This is a genomic window from Psychromonas sp. L1A2, from assembly GCF_009828855.1.
Lineage (GTDB): Bacteria > Pseudomonadota > Gammaproteobacteria > Enterobacterales > Psychromonadaceae > Psychromonas.
This window is the reverse complement of the sequence record NZ_WUAG01000002.1, coordinates 501,551-517,433: the sequence shown is the minus strand read 5'-3', so window position 1 is coordinate 517,433 and position 15,883 is coordinate 501,551. Positions and strand designations below refer to the sequence as shown.

11 protein-coding genes are annotated in these 15,883 nt (G+C 35.8%); 9 read left to right on the top strand and 2 right to left on the bottom strand.

What is annotated here, in order from left to right; genetic code table 11:
- Window positions 1–85 precede the first annotated feature (85 nt).
- The 4 genes from hflX (at window position 86) to GQR59_RS12755 (ending at window position 5,097) form a co-directional block, all read left to right on the top strand.
- A complete protein-coding gene (gene hflX / locus GQR59_RS12770; RefSeq protein WP_160063278.1) occupies window positions 86–1,417 on the top strand; it encodes a ribosome rescue GTPase HflX in 1,332 nt (443 codons plus the stop codon).
- A gap of 137 nt (window positions 1,418–1,554) precedes the next feature.
- On the top strand, window positions 1,555–2,742 hold the full coding sequence (hflK, locus tag GQR59_RS12765) for an FtsH protease activity modulator HflK (protein ID WP_160063276.1): 1,188 nt from the start codon (window positions 1,555–1,557) through the stop codon (window positions 2,740–2,742).
- Window positions 2,742–3,608 carry a protease modulator HflC gene (hflC, locus tag GQR59_RS12760; protein WP_160063274.1) on the top strand — a complete coding sequence of 289 codons (867 nt, stop codon included), beginning with the start codon at window positions 2,742–2,744 and terminating at the stop codon, window positions 3,606–3,608. Before hflK ends, hflC begins: the two co-directional genes overlap by 1 nt.
- A 175-nt stretch (window positions 3,609–3,783) precedes the next feature.
- The gene (locus tag GQR59_RS12755; protein WP_160063272.1) at window positions 3,784–5,097 is read left to right on the top strand and encodes an adenylosuccinate synthase; all 1,314 of its coding nucleotides are present in this window, start codon (window positions 3,784–3,786) and stop codon (window positions 5,095–5,097) included.
- 750 nt (window positions 5,098–5,847) lie between these two features.
- Here the strand turns inward: GQR59_RS12755 and ispB are convergent.
- A complete protein-coding gene (ispB, locus tag GQR59_RS12750) occupies window positions 5,848–6,819 on the bottom strand; it encodes an octaprenyl diphosphate synthase (RefSeq protein WP_160063270.1) in 972 nt (323 codons plus the stop codon).
- Window positions 6,820–7,573: 754 nt separating this feature from the next.
- On the opposite strand from ispB, the gene rplU reads away from it, so the two are divergent.
- The 5 genes from rplU (at window position 7,574) to GQR59_RS12725 (ending at window position 12,624) form a co-directional block, all read left to right on the top strand.
- Window positions 7,574–7,885, top strand: a complete 312-nt coding sequence (gene rplU, locus GQR59_RS12745) for a 50S ribosomal protein L21 (protein WP_025563511.1) — start codon at window positions 7,574–7,576, stop codon at window positions 7,883–7,885.
- A 16-nt stretch (window positions 7,886–7,901) separates the two neighbouring features.
- Window positions 7,902–8,159, top strand: a complete 258-nt coding sequence (gene rpmA / locus GQR59_RS12740; protein WP_025563510.1) for a 50S ribosomal protein L27 — start codon at window positions 7,902–7,904, stop codon at window positions 8,157–8,159.
- Window positions 8,160–8,311: 152 nt separating this feature from the next.
- Window positions 8,312–9,478, top strand: coding sequence for an Obg family GTPase CgtA (gene cgtA, locus GQR59_RS12735; RefSeq protein ID WP_160063268.1), 1,167 nt, complete (start codon window positions 8,312–8,314; stop codon window positions 9,476–9,478).
- Between the two features lie 551 nt (window positions 9,479–10,029).
- Window positions 10,030–10,893 (top strand): mechanosensitive ion channel domain-containing protein, encoded by an 864-nt coding sequence (locus GQR59_RS12730; RefSeq protein WP_160063266.1) that lies wholly within the window; start codon window positions 10,030–10,032, stop codon window positions 10,891–10,893.
- Window positions 10,894–11,514: 621 nt separating this feature from the next.
- Window positions 11,515–12,624: a mechanosensitive ion channel family protein gene (locus tag GQR59_RS12725; RefSeq protein WP_160063264.1), complete on the top strand. Its 1,110-nt coding sequence runs from the start codon at window positions 11,515–11,517 to the stop codon at window positions 12,622–12,624.
- A gap of 453 nt (window positions 12,625–13,077) precedes the next feature.
- Here GQR59_RS12725 and barA read toward each other — a convergent pair whose 3' ends face one another.
- Window positions 13,078–15,855 carry a two-component sensor histidine kinase BarA gene (barA, locus tag GQR59_RS12720; protein ID WP_160063262.1) on the bottom strand — a complete coding sequence of 926 codons (2,778 nt, stop codon included), beginning with the start codon at window positions 15,853–15,855 and terminating at the stop codon, window positions 13,078–13,080.
- Between the last annotated feature and the right edge of the window lie 28 nt (window positions 15,856–15,883).

Below are 15,883 nucleotides of genomic sequence, written 5' to 3'. Positions count from 1 at the left end.
AGGCCATTTTTTTATCTAATCATTTTATAGCTGTGGTAGGATTAAGGTCTATTTATAATTCCTACTTAATCTATTGGAGAGTTAATTGTTTGAACGTTACGAAGCCGGTGAACAGGCTGTTTTAGTCCATGTTTCTTTTTCAGATGAAAATAATAAAGAAGATCTTGATGAATTAAAACTGCTGGTCAGTTCTGCCGGAGTTAATTCAGTTGCAACCGTAACTGGCCCACGTAAATCACCTCATGCACGTTATTTTGTTGGTACTGGTAAAGCACAAGAAATCGCAGATACAGTTCGTACAATGGAAGCTGATATTGTTATCTTTAATCATGCTTTAACGCCAGCACAATTACGTAATATGGAAAAGATTTGCGAATGTTTAGTGCTCGATAGAACAGCACTTATTCTTGATATCTTTGCGCAAAGAGCAAGAACTTATGAAGGTAAGCTACAAGTTGAGCTGGCCCAATTGCATTATATGTCGAGTCGTCTTATTCGTGGTTGGTCACACCTTGATAAACAAAAAGGTGGTGTCGGGATGCGTGGTCCTGGTGAAACCCAGCTTGAAAGTGATAGACGTTTATTAGGCGCGCGTATTACCACTATCAAATCTCGTTTAGAAAAAGTGGCAAAACAACGAGAACAAGGGCGTCGTTCACGTTTACGTAATGAAGTACCTACAGTGTCATTAGTAGGTTATACCAATGCCGGTAAGTCAACATTATTTAATCAAATTACTGCTGCGAAGGTGTATGCTGCCGATCAACTATTTGCTACTTTAGACCCAACATTAAGAAAAATTTCTGTAGATGATGTTGGGACTTGTATTTTAGCCGATACAGTTGGTTTTATCCGTCACTTACCACATGACCTTGTTGCTGCTTTTAAAGCAACTTTACAAGAAACACGTGAAGCAACCTTGCTTCTACACGTCATTGATTGTTCTGATGAAAACTATTTAGCTAATGTTGATGCAGTTGAAGACGTATTAAATGAAATTGACGCAGGGGAAGTCCCTACGTTAATGGTAATGAATAAAATAGATGCATTAGAAAAAGCGGAACCGAGAATTGATTATGATGACTTAGGTCAACCGATCAGAGTTTGGCTATCTGCTCAAAAAGATATTGGTGTTGATCTTTTATTTAATGCGTTAACCAGTCTATTATCTGGAAAGATTCGTTCTTTGCAATTATCAATACCACCTGCACAGGGCAAATTACGCGCTTTATTCTATCAATTAGAATGTATTGAAAATGAAGCGTATGCAGAAAATGGTAATAGTGTTATTAATATCCGTCTTAATAATACTGATTGGCAGCGTCTGATAAAACAAGAAGGCGATTATATAGAAGAGTTTGTAGTGGATACTAACTACGAAACTGTCGCAGAATTAGATAAGGAAGAATGGACCTAATATGTCATAAACGCTTTATTATTAGAGTGAACATTGTTACATTGCAGTAACAGTTTGAGTAGGTGGTAAATTCTTTTAAATGATTCATTATTAAACAGATTTTATTAATTCAATTTATGAGTAAATCAGGAGCTAACATGGCTTGGAATGAACCGGGTAAAGATGATAAAAAAGATCAAGACCCGTGGAACAAAAACGATAAAAAGAATGAGCAAGGTCCGCCTGACCTAGATGTTGTATTTCAAAAAATATCTGGGTTTTTAGGTGGCTTGTTTGGCAAAAAATCAACTCAAGGTCCAACGGGTGGTAGCGGTAACGCTAACGGTGGAAAGTTTGTTGCTATTGCTATCTTAACTATCATTGTACTTGTTTGGTTTGCAAGTGGTTGGTACACAGTAAAAGAATCTGACCGTGGCGTTGTTCTACGTTTAGGTGCTTACCATTCACAAGTTGAACCTGGTTTACACTGGAATCCAAAATTTGTAGATCAAATTATTCCAATTAACGTTGAAGCTTTCCGTACGTTACCCACTTCTGGTTTTATGTTGACGGAAGATGAAAATATCGTACAAGTTTCAATGGAAATTCAATATCGTATCGTTTCACCTGAAAAATATTTATTCAGTGTAACGAATCCTGATAACAGTTTATTACAAGCGTTAGACAGTTCTTTACGTTTTGTTATTGGTCATTCAACAATGGATGATGCTTTAACAACGGGTCGTGAAGTGGTACGCCAAGAAACGTGGGAAATGTTGGATAAAATCATTGCTCCTTACGACTTAGGTATTCAAATTCTTGATGTGAACTTACAACAAACACGTCCGCCTGAACAGGTTAAAGACGCGTTTGATGATGCAATCGCTGCACAAGAAGATGAAGAACGTTTTGTTCGTGAAGCTGAAGCATATGAGCGTGAGAAAGAACCGATTGCTCGTGGTCAAGTGAAACGTATTGAACAACAAGCACGTTCTTATGAAGAAGGTATCGTATTACAAGCACAAGGTGCAGTTGCTAAGTTTAATCAGTTACTACCTGAATATCAGGCTAATCCTGAAGTGACTCGTCAACGTTTATACATTGAATCAATGGAAAAAGTATTAAGCAATAGTTCTAAAGTATTGATTGATAACAAAGCAGGTGGCAACTTAACCTTCTTACCACTTGATAAATTAATGAGTAACCCTGCTAATGGTGCTTCTCGTTTACCAATTCAAACTGAAATTGAAACTCGTTCTCGTGCCGATGAGCAAGCGGATTTAGATGAAAAGGCTGCTACTAGCGTTCGAGATTCACGTAGCACCCGTACTACTGGGAGAGACTAATGAAGAAATTATTAATACTGCCAGCAATTTTGTTTTTGGCTTTTATCAGCAGCGCATTTGTTGTATCTGAAGGTCAAAACGGCATCGTTATGCAATTCAGTAAAGTGAAGCGTGACAGTGATAATAACCCAGTCGTTTACGGACCTGGATTACACTTTAAAGTACCGTTTATTGATTCTATTCGTATTATGGATACTCGTATTCAAACGTTAGATGATCAACCTGACCGCTTTGTAACATCAGAAAAGAAAGATTTAATTATCGATTCTTATGTTAAATGGCAAATAGATGATTTAGCCGTTTACTACTTATCAACGGGTGGTAATAAAGTACAAGCTGAAGCGTTATTGAAACGTAAAATTAATAATGGTTTACGTAACGAAATCGGTTCTCATACGATTAAAGATATTGTCTCGGGTAAACGTGGTGAAGTGATGGAAACAGCACTTAAACGTATGGCTCGTTCATCTGAATTAGGTATTAAAGTGATTGATGTACGCATCAAGAAAATTAATTTACCTGATGGTGTAAGCAACAGTATTTACAAACGTATGCGTGCAGAACGTCAAGCTGTAGCAAGAGAGCATCGTTCAGAAGGTCAAGAGAAGTCTGAAGTGATTCGCGCTAATATCGACCGTAAAGTATCAATCATGTTAGCTCAAGCAAACAAAGAGTCTGCTGAAATACGTGGTCGAGGTGATGCAGAGTCATCTAAAATTTACTCTGAATCATTTTCTAAAGATCCTGAGTTTTATGCCTTCATGCGTAGTATGCAAGCTTACCAAAAGAGTTTTGCAGACAAACAAGATGTAATGGTATTAAGTCCTGACTCTGATTTCTTTAAATATATGGGGTCTAAACAATAAACTGATGTGAATCACCTTTGGTGAAAATGACAGTAACCTATTGTAAAAAGGCCGATTTATCGGCCTTTTTTTTATTTAAAATTATTTATCTGCGTATTAACTAACAAAGATATTGATTCAACTGTTTAAACTTTGCTAAAATCCTCGCTCAATTCGCTAGAGATATGTGATTCTGATGGGAAAAAATGTAGTAATTCTTGGCACTCAATGGGGTGATGAAGGTAAAGGTAAAGTAGTAGACCTATTAACAGACAAAGCACAATGGGTTGTACGCTATCAAGGTGGCCACAATGCTGGTCATACACTAGTAATCGATGGAGAGAAAACTGTCCTTCATTTGATTCCATCTGGCATACTGCGTGAAAACGTAAAATGTGTCATCGGTAATGGTGTTGTATTAGCGCCTGATGCATTGTTCAGAGAAATGAACATGCTTATCGAGAGAGGCATTCCTGCCAAAGAACGTCTTTCAATCAGTGAAGGTTGTCCTTTAATTCTTCCTTACCATGTTGCATTAGATGTAGCGCGTGAAAAAGCGCGTGGCAATAAAGCGATTGGCACAACCGGTCGTGGTATCGGTCCAGCTTACGAAGATAAAGTTGCTCGTCGTGGTTTGCGTGTTGATGACTTATTTGACATGGAAAAATTTGCTGTAAAACTAAAAGATGTTATTGAATACCATAACTTCCAATTAGTTAACTACTACAAAGTAGAAGCAGTAAATTACGAAGAAGTACTTGCTCAAATGACTGAAATGGCACCGCTTTTAATCAGCATGGTTATTGATGTTACAGACGAGCTTGATAAAGCGCGACTTCGTGGTGAGAACATCTTATTTGAAGGTGCTCAAGGTACATTACTTGATATTGACCACGGTACTTACCCATACGTGACGTCTTCAAACACGACAGCGGGTGGCGTAGCTACTGGTAGTGGTTTTGGTCCAACACATCTTGATTACGTGTTAGGTATCGTTAAAGCTTACACTACACGTGTTGGTTCTGGTCCTTTCCCTACAGAACTTTACGATGGTATTGATAAATTAGACCCTGCTGGTCACCACATGGGCACTATTGGTCATGAATTTGGTGCGACAACAGGTCGTTTACGTCGTACTGGTTGGTTTGATGCTGTTGCAATTAAACGTGCTGTTCAATTAAATAGTATTACTGGTTTTTGTTTAACTAAGCTAGATGTATTAGACGGCTTAGAAGAAATTAAAATATGTACTGGTTACACTATGCCGGGTGGCAAAGTTGTTGATGTACCGCCAATGTGCGCTGATGGTTATGAACAAGCTGTTCCAATTTATGAAACAATGCCTGGTTGGTCTGAAGTTTCATTTGGTGTAACAACATACGATGCACTGCCTGCTAATGCTAAAGCTTACATCAAGCGTTTAGAAGAAATTACTGGCGTACCAATGGATATAATTTCAACTGGCCCAGATCGTAACGAAACAATTATTCAAGTTAACCCATTTAACTAATTGATTTAATCAATACAATGATTGTTTAAAAAGCCCGTTATATTGCAGAATATAACGGGCTTTTTGTTTATGTAGGGTTCCGTTTAGTTATACCGTTTTATCTTAATAACGTTACATAGTCATTTAATTGCCATGCTGGATAAGTGAATCAGTCAATATAACTTCGAAAACTTCTGTGTTAAATAACCACCAATACTTGGCGATTACTTCGATAACTTTCTTGATTTACACACCACTAAGATTATTGAGCTTTTTTCAGCGACTTATACTAATCACTCTAATTAATTGCTCTATTCTGCTTGTTAAAATAACTTATTGCTTCGTTGTAAATTTCGTAAAGGGAGCAACCATTAAAGCATTAACCTCTTTTAGTTAATTCACCGACAGAAGATTAACCAAGGTAACCTTAGAAAGGCCTCAATTTACGCCTTAAACTAAGTCATTTTTCCTGCATAAAATTTAGATCTCTTATTCTTTAATATAATCGGTATAACTTTAATTATTAATTTTTTAAGACGAAGTGATTACGTTGATCGTTATTGTTTATCAATAGATGGGTAATAACCTTAAATTAAAATATTAATGGAATAGGGGGACCTGGAATTCTGAATAAAGATGCTAGTTTAAAGAAGGGATCTATCAAGTAGGGCTGAAATGTAATGGATATTTGAGACTAATATTAATACTTCAGATAGAAGGGAACAAAGGAAAGAGAGGCTTTCTCTTTGTATCTTCTATTTTTTTTATTGTTTAGCTTGTTCTATTAGCTGCAATATGAGCAAGGCTAATCATTGCCTCTTTGTAATCACTTTCAGGTAAGATTGAAATCGCTTCAATTGCTTTATCAGCTTCTTCCATTGCACGTTGTTTAGTATATTCAAGTGCTTTAGTGTCATTTAATGCTTGCATGATTAAATCAAAGTTTTGCATGCCATTGGCTTTTTCAATAGCTTCTCTAATTAAGGCTTTCTGAGCGCCTGTGCCATGTTGCATCGCATAAAGTAATGGTAATGTAGGTTTACCTTCTGCTAAGTCATCACCGGTGTTTTTACCCATCTCTTTAGCATCAGATGCATAATCCATTACATCATCTGTTAATTGGAAGGCAGTGCCTAAATATTTACCGTAATTAAGTAGTGCAGTTTCAACTTCTGTTGTCTGCTTTCCTAATACAGCAACCAACTGTGTTGCCGCTTCAAATAATTTTGCTGTTTTAAAGTAAATAACATCCATATAAGTTTTTTCAGTGGTATCAGGATTATTACAATTCATTAATTGTAATACTTCGCCCTCTGCAATCACATTGGTTGCGCTTGCAAGTACCTTCATGACTTTTAAATTTTCAAGTTCGGTCATCATTTCAAAGGAACGGCTATATAGAAAGTCACCTACTAACACACTGGCGGCATTACCAAATAAAGCATTAGCGGTTTTTTCACCACGACGAAGATCTGATTCATCAACAACATCATCATGTAATAAGGTAGCTGTATGAATAAACTCGATAATGGCTGCTAGTTTGGTGATCTCTGGGTTATAAACATTTACCGCTTGTGCTGCTAACACAGTTAGTAATGGGCGAATTCGTTTACCGCCACTGTTGATAATATAAAAGCCAAGCTGATTAATTAACGCAACATCAGAGCTTAATTGCTCAGTAATCAATTGATTTACTTGAGTCATGTTTGTTAAAGAAAGCTGCTGAATTTGTTTAATATCCATGCCTAAAAAGTCCCATTGGATGTCTTGAAAATAATGCGTGTATTATTGCCGTTTATTGAACATATCTCAACACCCTAACTGCATTAACAAACGCTTAATCATCATTTAATCAATAAGTGTTAAATTAAGTTTTATTTAGTTGATTTTTAGTATGTTATTTTGTCCATTTTTAATGTTTTTTTTGCTCTTTTTTACTTTTACTGTGAATTCTAAAATAAAACTACGCCTAAAGACCGTTAATAGTTTTATGTTGAGTAACCTTTAAAAAGGGATTAACAATAAAATAAGAAAGGCAATTTTTGATTACAAATAGCTTTTCTGACTCTTGGATGGGTGTTGGTAAGCTGTTTTCAATAGATAAGAAGGGGGATAGTATTTAAGATATAGCCATTAGATTAGCTAAATTATTCATTAGTTTATTGCGTTGTATTAATTGCTGTTAATTATTATTTTAACTCGTTTTTTACTGCTAAATATAGGTTTTTGTTTTGTTTTCGGTTGTTAAATAAACTAAAAAAAAATGTTATTTATCAGCTTTGATGTCACGATCTTCATGGCATTGATTTACAATGCTTTTTATTGAAGTTTTAGGATTAAAAGATAAAGCAATAAACTAATTGCAATTTTTTAACCAAAACTCGTTGCCAAAGTAAGAATGTCTCTGTAGAATCCGCGTCCATTGTGATTAATTAGTGCGCTCTCGATGTTATGTTTGAAATAAAACAACACGAGATGCCTGAACGGAGTAAGAAACATGTACGCTGTTATCCAGAGTGGTGGCAAGCAACACCGTGTTGCTGTTGAACAAACTCTTCGTTTGGAAAAACTTGATGTTGAAGCTGGTGCAACTGTAGAATTTGATAAAGTTCTATTAGTAGCAAGTGCTGAAGATGTTAAAGTTGGTGTTCCATACGTTGAAGGTAGTAAAGTTACTGCAGAAGTAGTAGCTCACGGTCGTGGCAAGAAAGTTAAAATCGTTAAATTCCGCCGTCGTAAACATTCTCGTAAGCAAGCTGGTCATCGCCAGTGGTTTACTGAAATTAAAATTACTGCGATTAACGCTTAATTAGGAGTTATTAAAAATGGCACATAAAAAAGCTGGTGGTAGTACTAATAACGGTCGTGATTCAGAAAGTAAACGCTTAGGTGTTAAACGTTTTGGTGGCGAATCTGTTTTAGCTGGTAACATTTTAGTTCGTCAACGTGGTACTAAATTCCACGCTGGTCTAAATGTTGGCTTAGGTAAAGACCACACACTATTCGCTAAAGCGACTGGTACTGTTAAATTCGAAAAGAAAGGCATGCCTTTACGTTCATTCGTGAGCATTGTTGCTGAATAGTTTTTTCGAAGCAAATTTTAAAAAGCCTCGCAAATGCGAGGTTTTTTTTTGTCTATCTATTTCTATTGAAAATAAAAAATGTGATCTATGATCAATAGAAATGGGTATAATCATCGCTACTTAAGTAGTGAATATGTTTTTTGGAGGTTGTAATGAAGTTTGTTGATGAAGCAAAAATTAAAGTTGACGCTGGTGACGGTGGCAACGGAGTCGTCGGCTTTCGTACTGAAAAATATATTCCTCGTGGTGGTCCGAATGGCGGCGACGGCGGAGATGGTGGCGATGTTTACCTTGAAGCTGATGAAAATTTAAATACGCTGATCGATTTCCGTTTTGTTCGTTTTTATAATGCAGATCGTGGCGAAAATGGTCAAGTTTCAGACTGTACTGGTTCTCGTGGTAAAGATAAAATTATCAAGGTACCTGTAGGTACTCGTTGTCGTGATGATGATACTGGTGAAATCGTTGGTGATTTGACTAAAAATGGCCAAAAACTACTGGTTGCTAAAGGTGGTTTTCACGGTTTAGGTAATGCACGCTTTAAAACGTCTACTAACCGAGCTCCTCGTCAAAAGACTGAAGGTACGCCAGGTGAAGTGCGTAATTTATTATTAGAGTTATTACTTTTAGCGGATGTAGGCATGTTAGGTTTACCTAATGCTGGTAAATCAACGTTCATTCGAAGTGTTTCTGCTGCAAAACCAAAAGTAGCTGACTATCCGTTTACTACCTTGATTCCAAATTTAGGTGTAGTAAGTATGGGGCACGGTAATAGCTTTGTTATTGCTGATATTCCTGGATTGATTGAAGGTGCTTCTGATGGTGCTGGTTTAGGCACTCGGTTCTTACGCCATTTAGAGCGTTGTCGTGTATTGTTACACATGATTGATTTGTTACCAGCCGATGCAAGTGATCCTGCTGATAATGCATTAGTTATCTTAGAAGAATTGAAAAAACATAGTCCTAAATTAGCGGCAAAACCACGTTGGTTAGTCTTTAATAAAACTGATTTATTATTAGAAGATGAAGCTGAAGAAGTGATGCAACGTGTTAAAGATGCACTTGAATGGGATGGCCCAGTTTATAAAGTGGCTGCTATCTCTAAAACAGGTACACATGACGTATGTAAAGAGTTAGTAGCGTATCTTGAAGAGTTACCAACAGAGTTCACACCAGAAGAAGAGCGTCAGCAAGTTGAATTCCAATGGGATGACTACCATAAATCTGCGATTGATGCTGTTGAAGGTGCTGTTCACATTGATGATGAAGATTGGGACGATGAAGACGAAATGATGGAAGTTATTTACGTTAGAGAATAATCTTTTCTAACATCCATTATTTATCTTTATTGAGAAGCCATTTAGTGAAAACTAAGTGGCTTTTTTGTCATTGATTTTTGAATAATATGATTATACCAATCACCAATCACTCTAATTAACCTGTTTCAGTTATTCTTCGAAAGGACTCAACTTATGTCTTAGACTAAGTCCTTTTTCCTGCGTAAAATTTAGAACCCTTATTTAATGGAATTGGTATTATTAATACACTTTTATTTATCAGGTAGTTAGTTCAATATATAGCGGCTGTATTGTTTATTTAAACAGTGTGTTTTACGTTATTAATCTTTGTAAAAAGTATGCAGTAAAAACAATGTTTTGAAGGTAACCCTGTCAACCTTATTTTGTAAAAAGAAGGTTGTAAAAAAGGAAGGTTGTAATAGGTTATTTAATTAATCGATAAAGCATTAATAAAAACGTTCGGATGAATATAATGACTAAATTCATCATTGAGTCGTTTTTCTTAATGAACTTTAAACGGGTTATTTATTTTAATCGATATTAATTATTAAATCGGCATCGTAGGAATTAACATGTCTTTAGAAAATACAGAATTAACAAGTACTTCAGTAGAAAATACTCACTTTCTTCAGCAACTTATTCATTGGGGCCGTGAACATAATGAGTTGATATTAAGTTATATCGTGAATTTTGTTGTTGCAATATTAATCATTATTATTGGTTTATATATTGCGCGAACACTCTCTCACCTTTTATCGCGCATATTAACTAAAAAGAAAGTAGATAAAACGATCGTAGACTTCTTGGCTGCGATTGCGCGTTATACGCTGATTGCAATGACCCTTATTGCGGGAGGAGGGCATCTAGGCATTCAAACTGCTTCATTTGTGGCGATTCTGGCTGCAGCAGGACTTGCGGTCGGTTTGGCCCTAAAAGGAGCCTTATCTAATTTTGCCGCTGGTATTTTATTAGTGACCTTACGCCCTTTTAGAATAGGGAACTTTATTGAAGCTGCAGGTACTGCTGGAACGGTTGAATCAATTCAGTTATTTCATTGCATATTAAGAACCGGTGATAATAAGCATATCGTTGTGCCCAATGCTGCGATTTTAAAAGGTAATATTGTTAATGTTTCTCGTAAGCCTATACGTCGTATTGACCTTATTATACGTGTTAGTTATCAATCTGATTTGAAACATGTTAAAGACGTTTTAGAGGCTGCAGTATCAGCGAATGATAAAGTGTTAACTGAACCTGGCACACAAATCGCTGTGTCTGAGTTGGCAACCTCAAGCGTGAACCTTGTAGTTCGACCTTGGGTCAAATCAGGTGATTATTGGTCTGTACGATTTGCGCTAACTGAAAGCATTAAAAATGCGCTAGATAGTGAAAACATTAAAATACCTTATCCACAAATGGATGTGCATCGTAAATAAAGTTTTATTTACTTAAATCATTAAAGCGACTCTATTTGAACGATTAACTTTAATGGTTATAGTGTTATTACTTTTCAATCTACCTTTAAATTTTTACTGAAATCAGAAGTAATGGGCTGGCATAAGAAGAGTAAAAGTTTAACGTATTAAAAATTATTTTTAAATTTTAAGCCTTAAATAAACTCTGTTTATCAATCGTTATCATTGATCTTCCTAGTGTAAATCGTTCTTTTTATATTTATCAATTTTGTCTATTAGTCACACTTCTCGGTGGGGTATAAATATATGAGGTTATTTTCGAATACGCTTAATGGAATCTTAAATAGAGAGTTAAGCGACTTTTAATAATAAGAGACTTTTCAATTCTAATCGATAATTATTCGAATTGAATTGATCATTTTTTAGAGTTTAATGACGGTTACTTAACAACAAGAAGTGTAATATTACTTGCTATAATAAGTATTTTTTTCATTGCTTATACTGAACTTTTTTTCGTTCATGTTGTTTTATTGATTCTACTTATCAATTGTTTAGTAGTTGCAACAGGTTTAGCTTTTAGTCTTTTATGAGTATCATCAGTTGTTATTATCTTAACGTCTTCGTTTTACCCTAAGGATTTATATGTTTGAACAAGCTGAAGTTTATGTAAGTGATTGGCTACTTACAATAAATATTGGAAATTGGGTTGCTAACTTCGCTCTAATGTTATGCATCACTCTTTTATTGCAATTAGTTTGGCGTTATTTTGCAAGAAGAGCTGAGAATATGATCGCCAAAACGTTAAATAGTTGGGACGATATTGTGTTCTATGCCGTTAATAAACCGATCAATTGGGTGATTGTCTTGATGGGGACATCAATGTCAATGAGAGTGATCGCAGAAAGTGAAGAGTTTGCCATTTCTGATTATTTACCAGCGGTTCAAAAAGTGGCTATTTTATTTTTGATTGGTTGGGTATTTTGGCGCTTAGTTTATAAAGCAGAACATACTTATATTGCCGATGATGCAAAAGATACAACGACAGTTACTGCATTATCTAAACTAGCGAAGCTTTCCATTATTACTATTATTACTTTATCAATTATTCAAACCTTAGGGGTAAGTATTTCTGGTGTGCTTGCATTCGGTGGTATGGGGGGGTTAATTGTTGGTATGGCGGCTAAGGATTTATTATCAAATCTATTTGGTGCAACCATGGTGTATATGGATAAACCTTTTAAAGTAGGTGATTGGATCCGTAGTCCTGACAAGTCAATCGAAGGGACCGTAGAGGAAATTGGCTGGCGTGTAACACGTATTCGTACTTTTGATAAACGTCCTATTTACGTCCCAAACAGTTTATTTACAACCATTGTTGTAGAGAATCCATCTCGTATGACTAATCGACGTATTAAAGAAGACTTTGGCCTGCGTTATAAAGATATTCAACAAGTCGAGCATATTATAAAAGCGGTTAGAGAGATGTTACAAAATCATCCTGATATCGATCAGTCTCAGACTTTGATTGTTAACTTTGATTTATTTAATAATTCATCTTTAGACTTTTTTATCTATACTTTCACTAAAACAACTAACTGGATTTTGTTTCATGAAGTGAAGCAAGATGTTTTATTAAAAGTAGCCAATATAGTGATTGAGCATGGAGCAGAGTTCGCCTTCCCTACCCGTCAATTGCACATGGACAAGGATGACCATAGAAACTTACTAGAGAGCTCTGACAGTATTAAATAATAGGTAAGTCATGCCTTTGTTATTTCAAAAAGTAGTAAAGCGAAGGCCTATCATTGATAAGCCTTTATTTTTTATCAGCGCCATATAGTTTATTTATATAGGCAGTTAAGACAGAACATTAATTACCTTTGATAAACTACAGCTAATTTCATTTATAGAGCTTAAAATTATCTAACCTCAGTCCTGGATAAGCAAAGCGATACAAAGTGGTATAGTAGAAGTAACCTTATGATTTTAAATATAATCTTGCTTTCATTAACCAGAATTGAGGTTAACTACTTATTATACTAATTACAATAAATAGCTTATCTATTTTACTTGTTAAAACAGCTCAATTTACGCCTTGAATTGAACTGTTTTTCCTGGGTGAAATTTAGACAATATATTTAATGTAATCGGTATTAAAACTCATCGCTACCTTTAATTCTCCAATTATCAGAGCAAGATAGATTTTTATGCTAAATAAGTCTTTGCTTCTTTTTCTACATTATCCAACTCGTCTAATAGTTCCAATAGTTCAGGTTCTAACAAGTCTGGATTGACCGCATTTTTGATCTCTTTTTCAATTAAGCCTGCGATATTTTTTAATTTAGGAACGCCGCTATAACTACAACCACCATGAAATTTATGGATTGCCTTTGCAAATTGTTCACTATCAACATCACCATTAATCGCACTATTTGCTATTTTTCGAATATCATCAAACTCTTCTAATAACATACTCAACATCTCTTTAGCTAAATCACTCTTGCCGGCTGATTGCTGTAATGCCAACTCCCAATCAAAGGATTTCTTTACGATAGCTGGTATTTTTTTATGAGGGAGCTTAGCTATTTCTTCTTGAGGAGCTACCTCCATTATTTGTGCATTAGGTGCCCATTTGTTAATGATGGCTTGTAATGCCAATTCATCAATCGGTTTTGCCAAACAATCATCCATACCTTTTTGCAAGAACTGCTCTTTTTCACCCGGGAGAACGTGTGCGGTTACTGCGATAATAGGGCTCTCTTGATTCAGAGAATCCTTTTTAATTTGAGCACAAGCACTGACACCATCTAAAATAGGCATTTGTATATCCATGAAGATAATATCAAAAGGTGTATTTTTTGCATGTTCAACAGCTTCTTTACCATTCTTACACGTTGTTACTCGATGAACTCTATCGGTTAACATTGCAGAGATAAGTTTTAAGTTCGCTCTATTATCATCTACAGCCATTACATTAATGTCTTTACGTTGTATTGGCATTGCAATTTGTAATGTTGTTGGCGTTGTTTCATTTGATACTAAGGCATTTGCAAAGTTTTTATGGTTAACTGGCTTATTTAAGCAATGAGTTATACCTGTTTCCATTAATTGCTCGTAAACACTTGGGTCGCTGCAATTCAGCAACACAATAATATTGTCAGTGTATTCTTTTGCTTGCTCGATATGAATTAACAGCGGATTGATATTAGTATTGTTACTATGTCCAATCACGATACTGTCATAACGTTTATGAAGTGCCTTTTTCCATTGTAAGTCTGTTTCAGTGATAGTGGCATTGGTTTTCCATTGCATTAGCAATTGAGAGCATGCGCGTACTGCGTATTCATTTGACTCATAAGCTAACACTGTTCGATTAGATAATCTTTCTAATGGAAGTGAAGCGAGTGGTTCGCGAGTACACCTCTCTATGGCGATAGTAAACCAGAAAGTAGAGCCCGCATTAGGTGTTGAGACTAAGTCAATACTACCTTTCATTTCATTGACTAGTTTTTGCGTGATAACAAGTCCTAAACCTGTACCGCCATACTGGCGCGTGATGCTGCTATCTGCTTGTCCAAAGGCTTTAAATAGTTGTTCTTGTTGTGCCTCTGATATACCAATACCAGTATCTGAAATAATAAATTTAAGTTTGATGCCTTTATCGGTATCATTTTCTTTTTCAGTACGCTGAATCTTAACTTCTATATTACCTTGTTCAGTAAATTTTATAGCATTACCAATTAAGTTAGTTAAGATCTGTTGTAGACGCATCGCATCACCAATTAGTTCTTGGGGGACGTCTTCATCAACCATTAAACTTAATTCAATATTTTTCTCGTGTGCACTGTGCGCTAATAGATGCATTGTTTCATCAATCGATTCACGGATTTCGAAAGGGATATGCTCAAGGTCTAATTTGCCGGCTTCTAGCTTAGAAAAGTCGAGAATGTCATTAATAATATTTAACAGGTTACCTGCTGAACGCTCAATTGTTTGCAAATAATCCATTTGATTATTAGTCATTTGTGTTTTTAATAACTGTCTTGCAAAGCCAATAACACCATTTAATGGAGTACGTAATTCATGGCTCATATTGGCTAAGAATTCAGATTTTACGGAAGCAGCTTGTTGTGCTTCTTTACGAGTGATATCTAATTCAATATTTTGCACTTCCATTTGGTCTAACGTTTCACGTAATTCGCTGGTCGCTAAATCAATACTTTCTTGCATCTCTTCATGATGTTTAGACATGGCCAATGCCATTTCGTTAATACCATGTTGTAGTAAACCAATTTCACCCGTGTATTCACCTTCAACGCGAGAATTTAAACGCCCTAAACTGATTTTTTCAACGACTGATGCCATGTCAGAAATAGGGGCTGTAATACGTTTAGCATGTTTAAAGGCCAAATATAAACTGCCTATAATACCTAACAACACCACTAACAAAGAGAAAGCGGCATCTCGATAAAGCAATAGCTCAATTTGATCCCTATTTATCTCTAATGCAACATAGCCGACTACTTTACGAGGTTGATCGAAAGTCAGTTGGTATTCTAAAAAGTTTGTTTCATCAATAATCGGACTATGGATAATGATACTGTCATCTAAAGTCGTGATTTGCGGTAAGTCGGGTATTGGTTGGTCTTTATCTAAACGCAACTTTTGATAATCACGATGGTAATTACTGATAACAAATAATTTATTATCAGCAGTAAAAATAGCAATACTTTTGATCATAGGGCTATTTTTTCGATGAGTGGTCCCAATTAATCGACGCAGAATAGTTCTGGTCTCATCCTGCATACCGTATTCACTGGCGATTGATAATGCATCTGCAATGTTCAATGCCCGATCAATTAAAAACTCATCGGCTTGTTGGAAGCGATGGAATGAAAAGTAACCAGCTAAAATGCCACCGATAAGGACAGTCGGTAGAACAGTGTAGGCAATAACTTGTGCGCGTAGGCCGTATTTAGTCATAAGGTAAAATCTAATTTCAATGGAGTAA

Bases quoted from the DNA above. Each gene is read 5' to 3' on its own strand.
- hflK (WP_160063276.1), top strand. From the start codon at position 1,555: ATGGCTTGGAATGAACCGGGTAAAGATGATAAAAAAGATCAAGACCCG.
- hflC (WP_160063274.1), top strand. From the start codon at position 2,742: ATGAAGAAATTATTAATACTGCCAGCAATTTTGTTTTTGGCTTTTATC.
- GQR59_RS12755 (WP_160063272.1), top strand. From the start codon at position 3,784: ATGGGAAAAAATGTAGTAATTCTTGGCACTCAATGGGGTGATGAAGGT.
- ispB (WP_160063270.1), bottom strand. From the start codon at position 6,819: ATGGATATTAAACAAATTCAGCAGCTTTCTTTAACAAACATGACTCAA.
- rplU (WP_025563511.1), top strand. From the start codon at position 7,574: ATGTACGCTGTTATCCAGAGTGGTGGCAAGCAACACCGTGTTGCTGTT.
- rpmA (WP_025563510.1), top strand. From the start codon at position 7,902: ATGGCACATAAAAAAGCTGGTGGTAGTACTAATAACGGTCGTGATTCA.
- cgtA (WP_160063268.1), top strand. From the start codon at position 8,312: ATGAAGTTTGTTGATGAAGCAAAAATTAAAGTTGACGCTGGTGACGGT.
- GQR59_RS12730 (WP_160063266.1), top strand. From the start codon at position 10,030: ATGTCTTTAGAAAATACAGAATTAACAAGTACTTCAGTAGAAAATACT.
- GQR59_RS12725 (WP_160063264.1), top strand. From the start codon at position 11,515: ATGTTTGAACAAGCTGAAGTTTATGTAAGTGATTGGCTACTTACAATA.
- barA (WP_160063262.1), bottom strand. From the start codon at position 15,855: ATGACTAAATACGGCCTACGCGCACAAGTTATTGCCTACACTGTTCTA.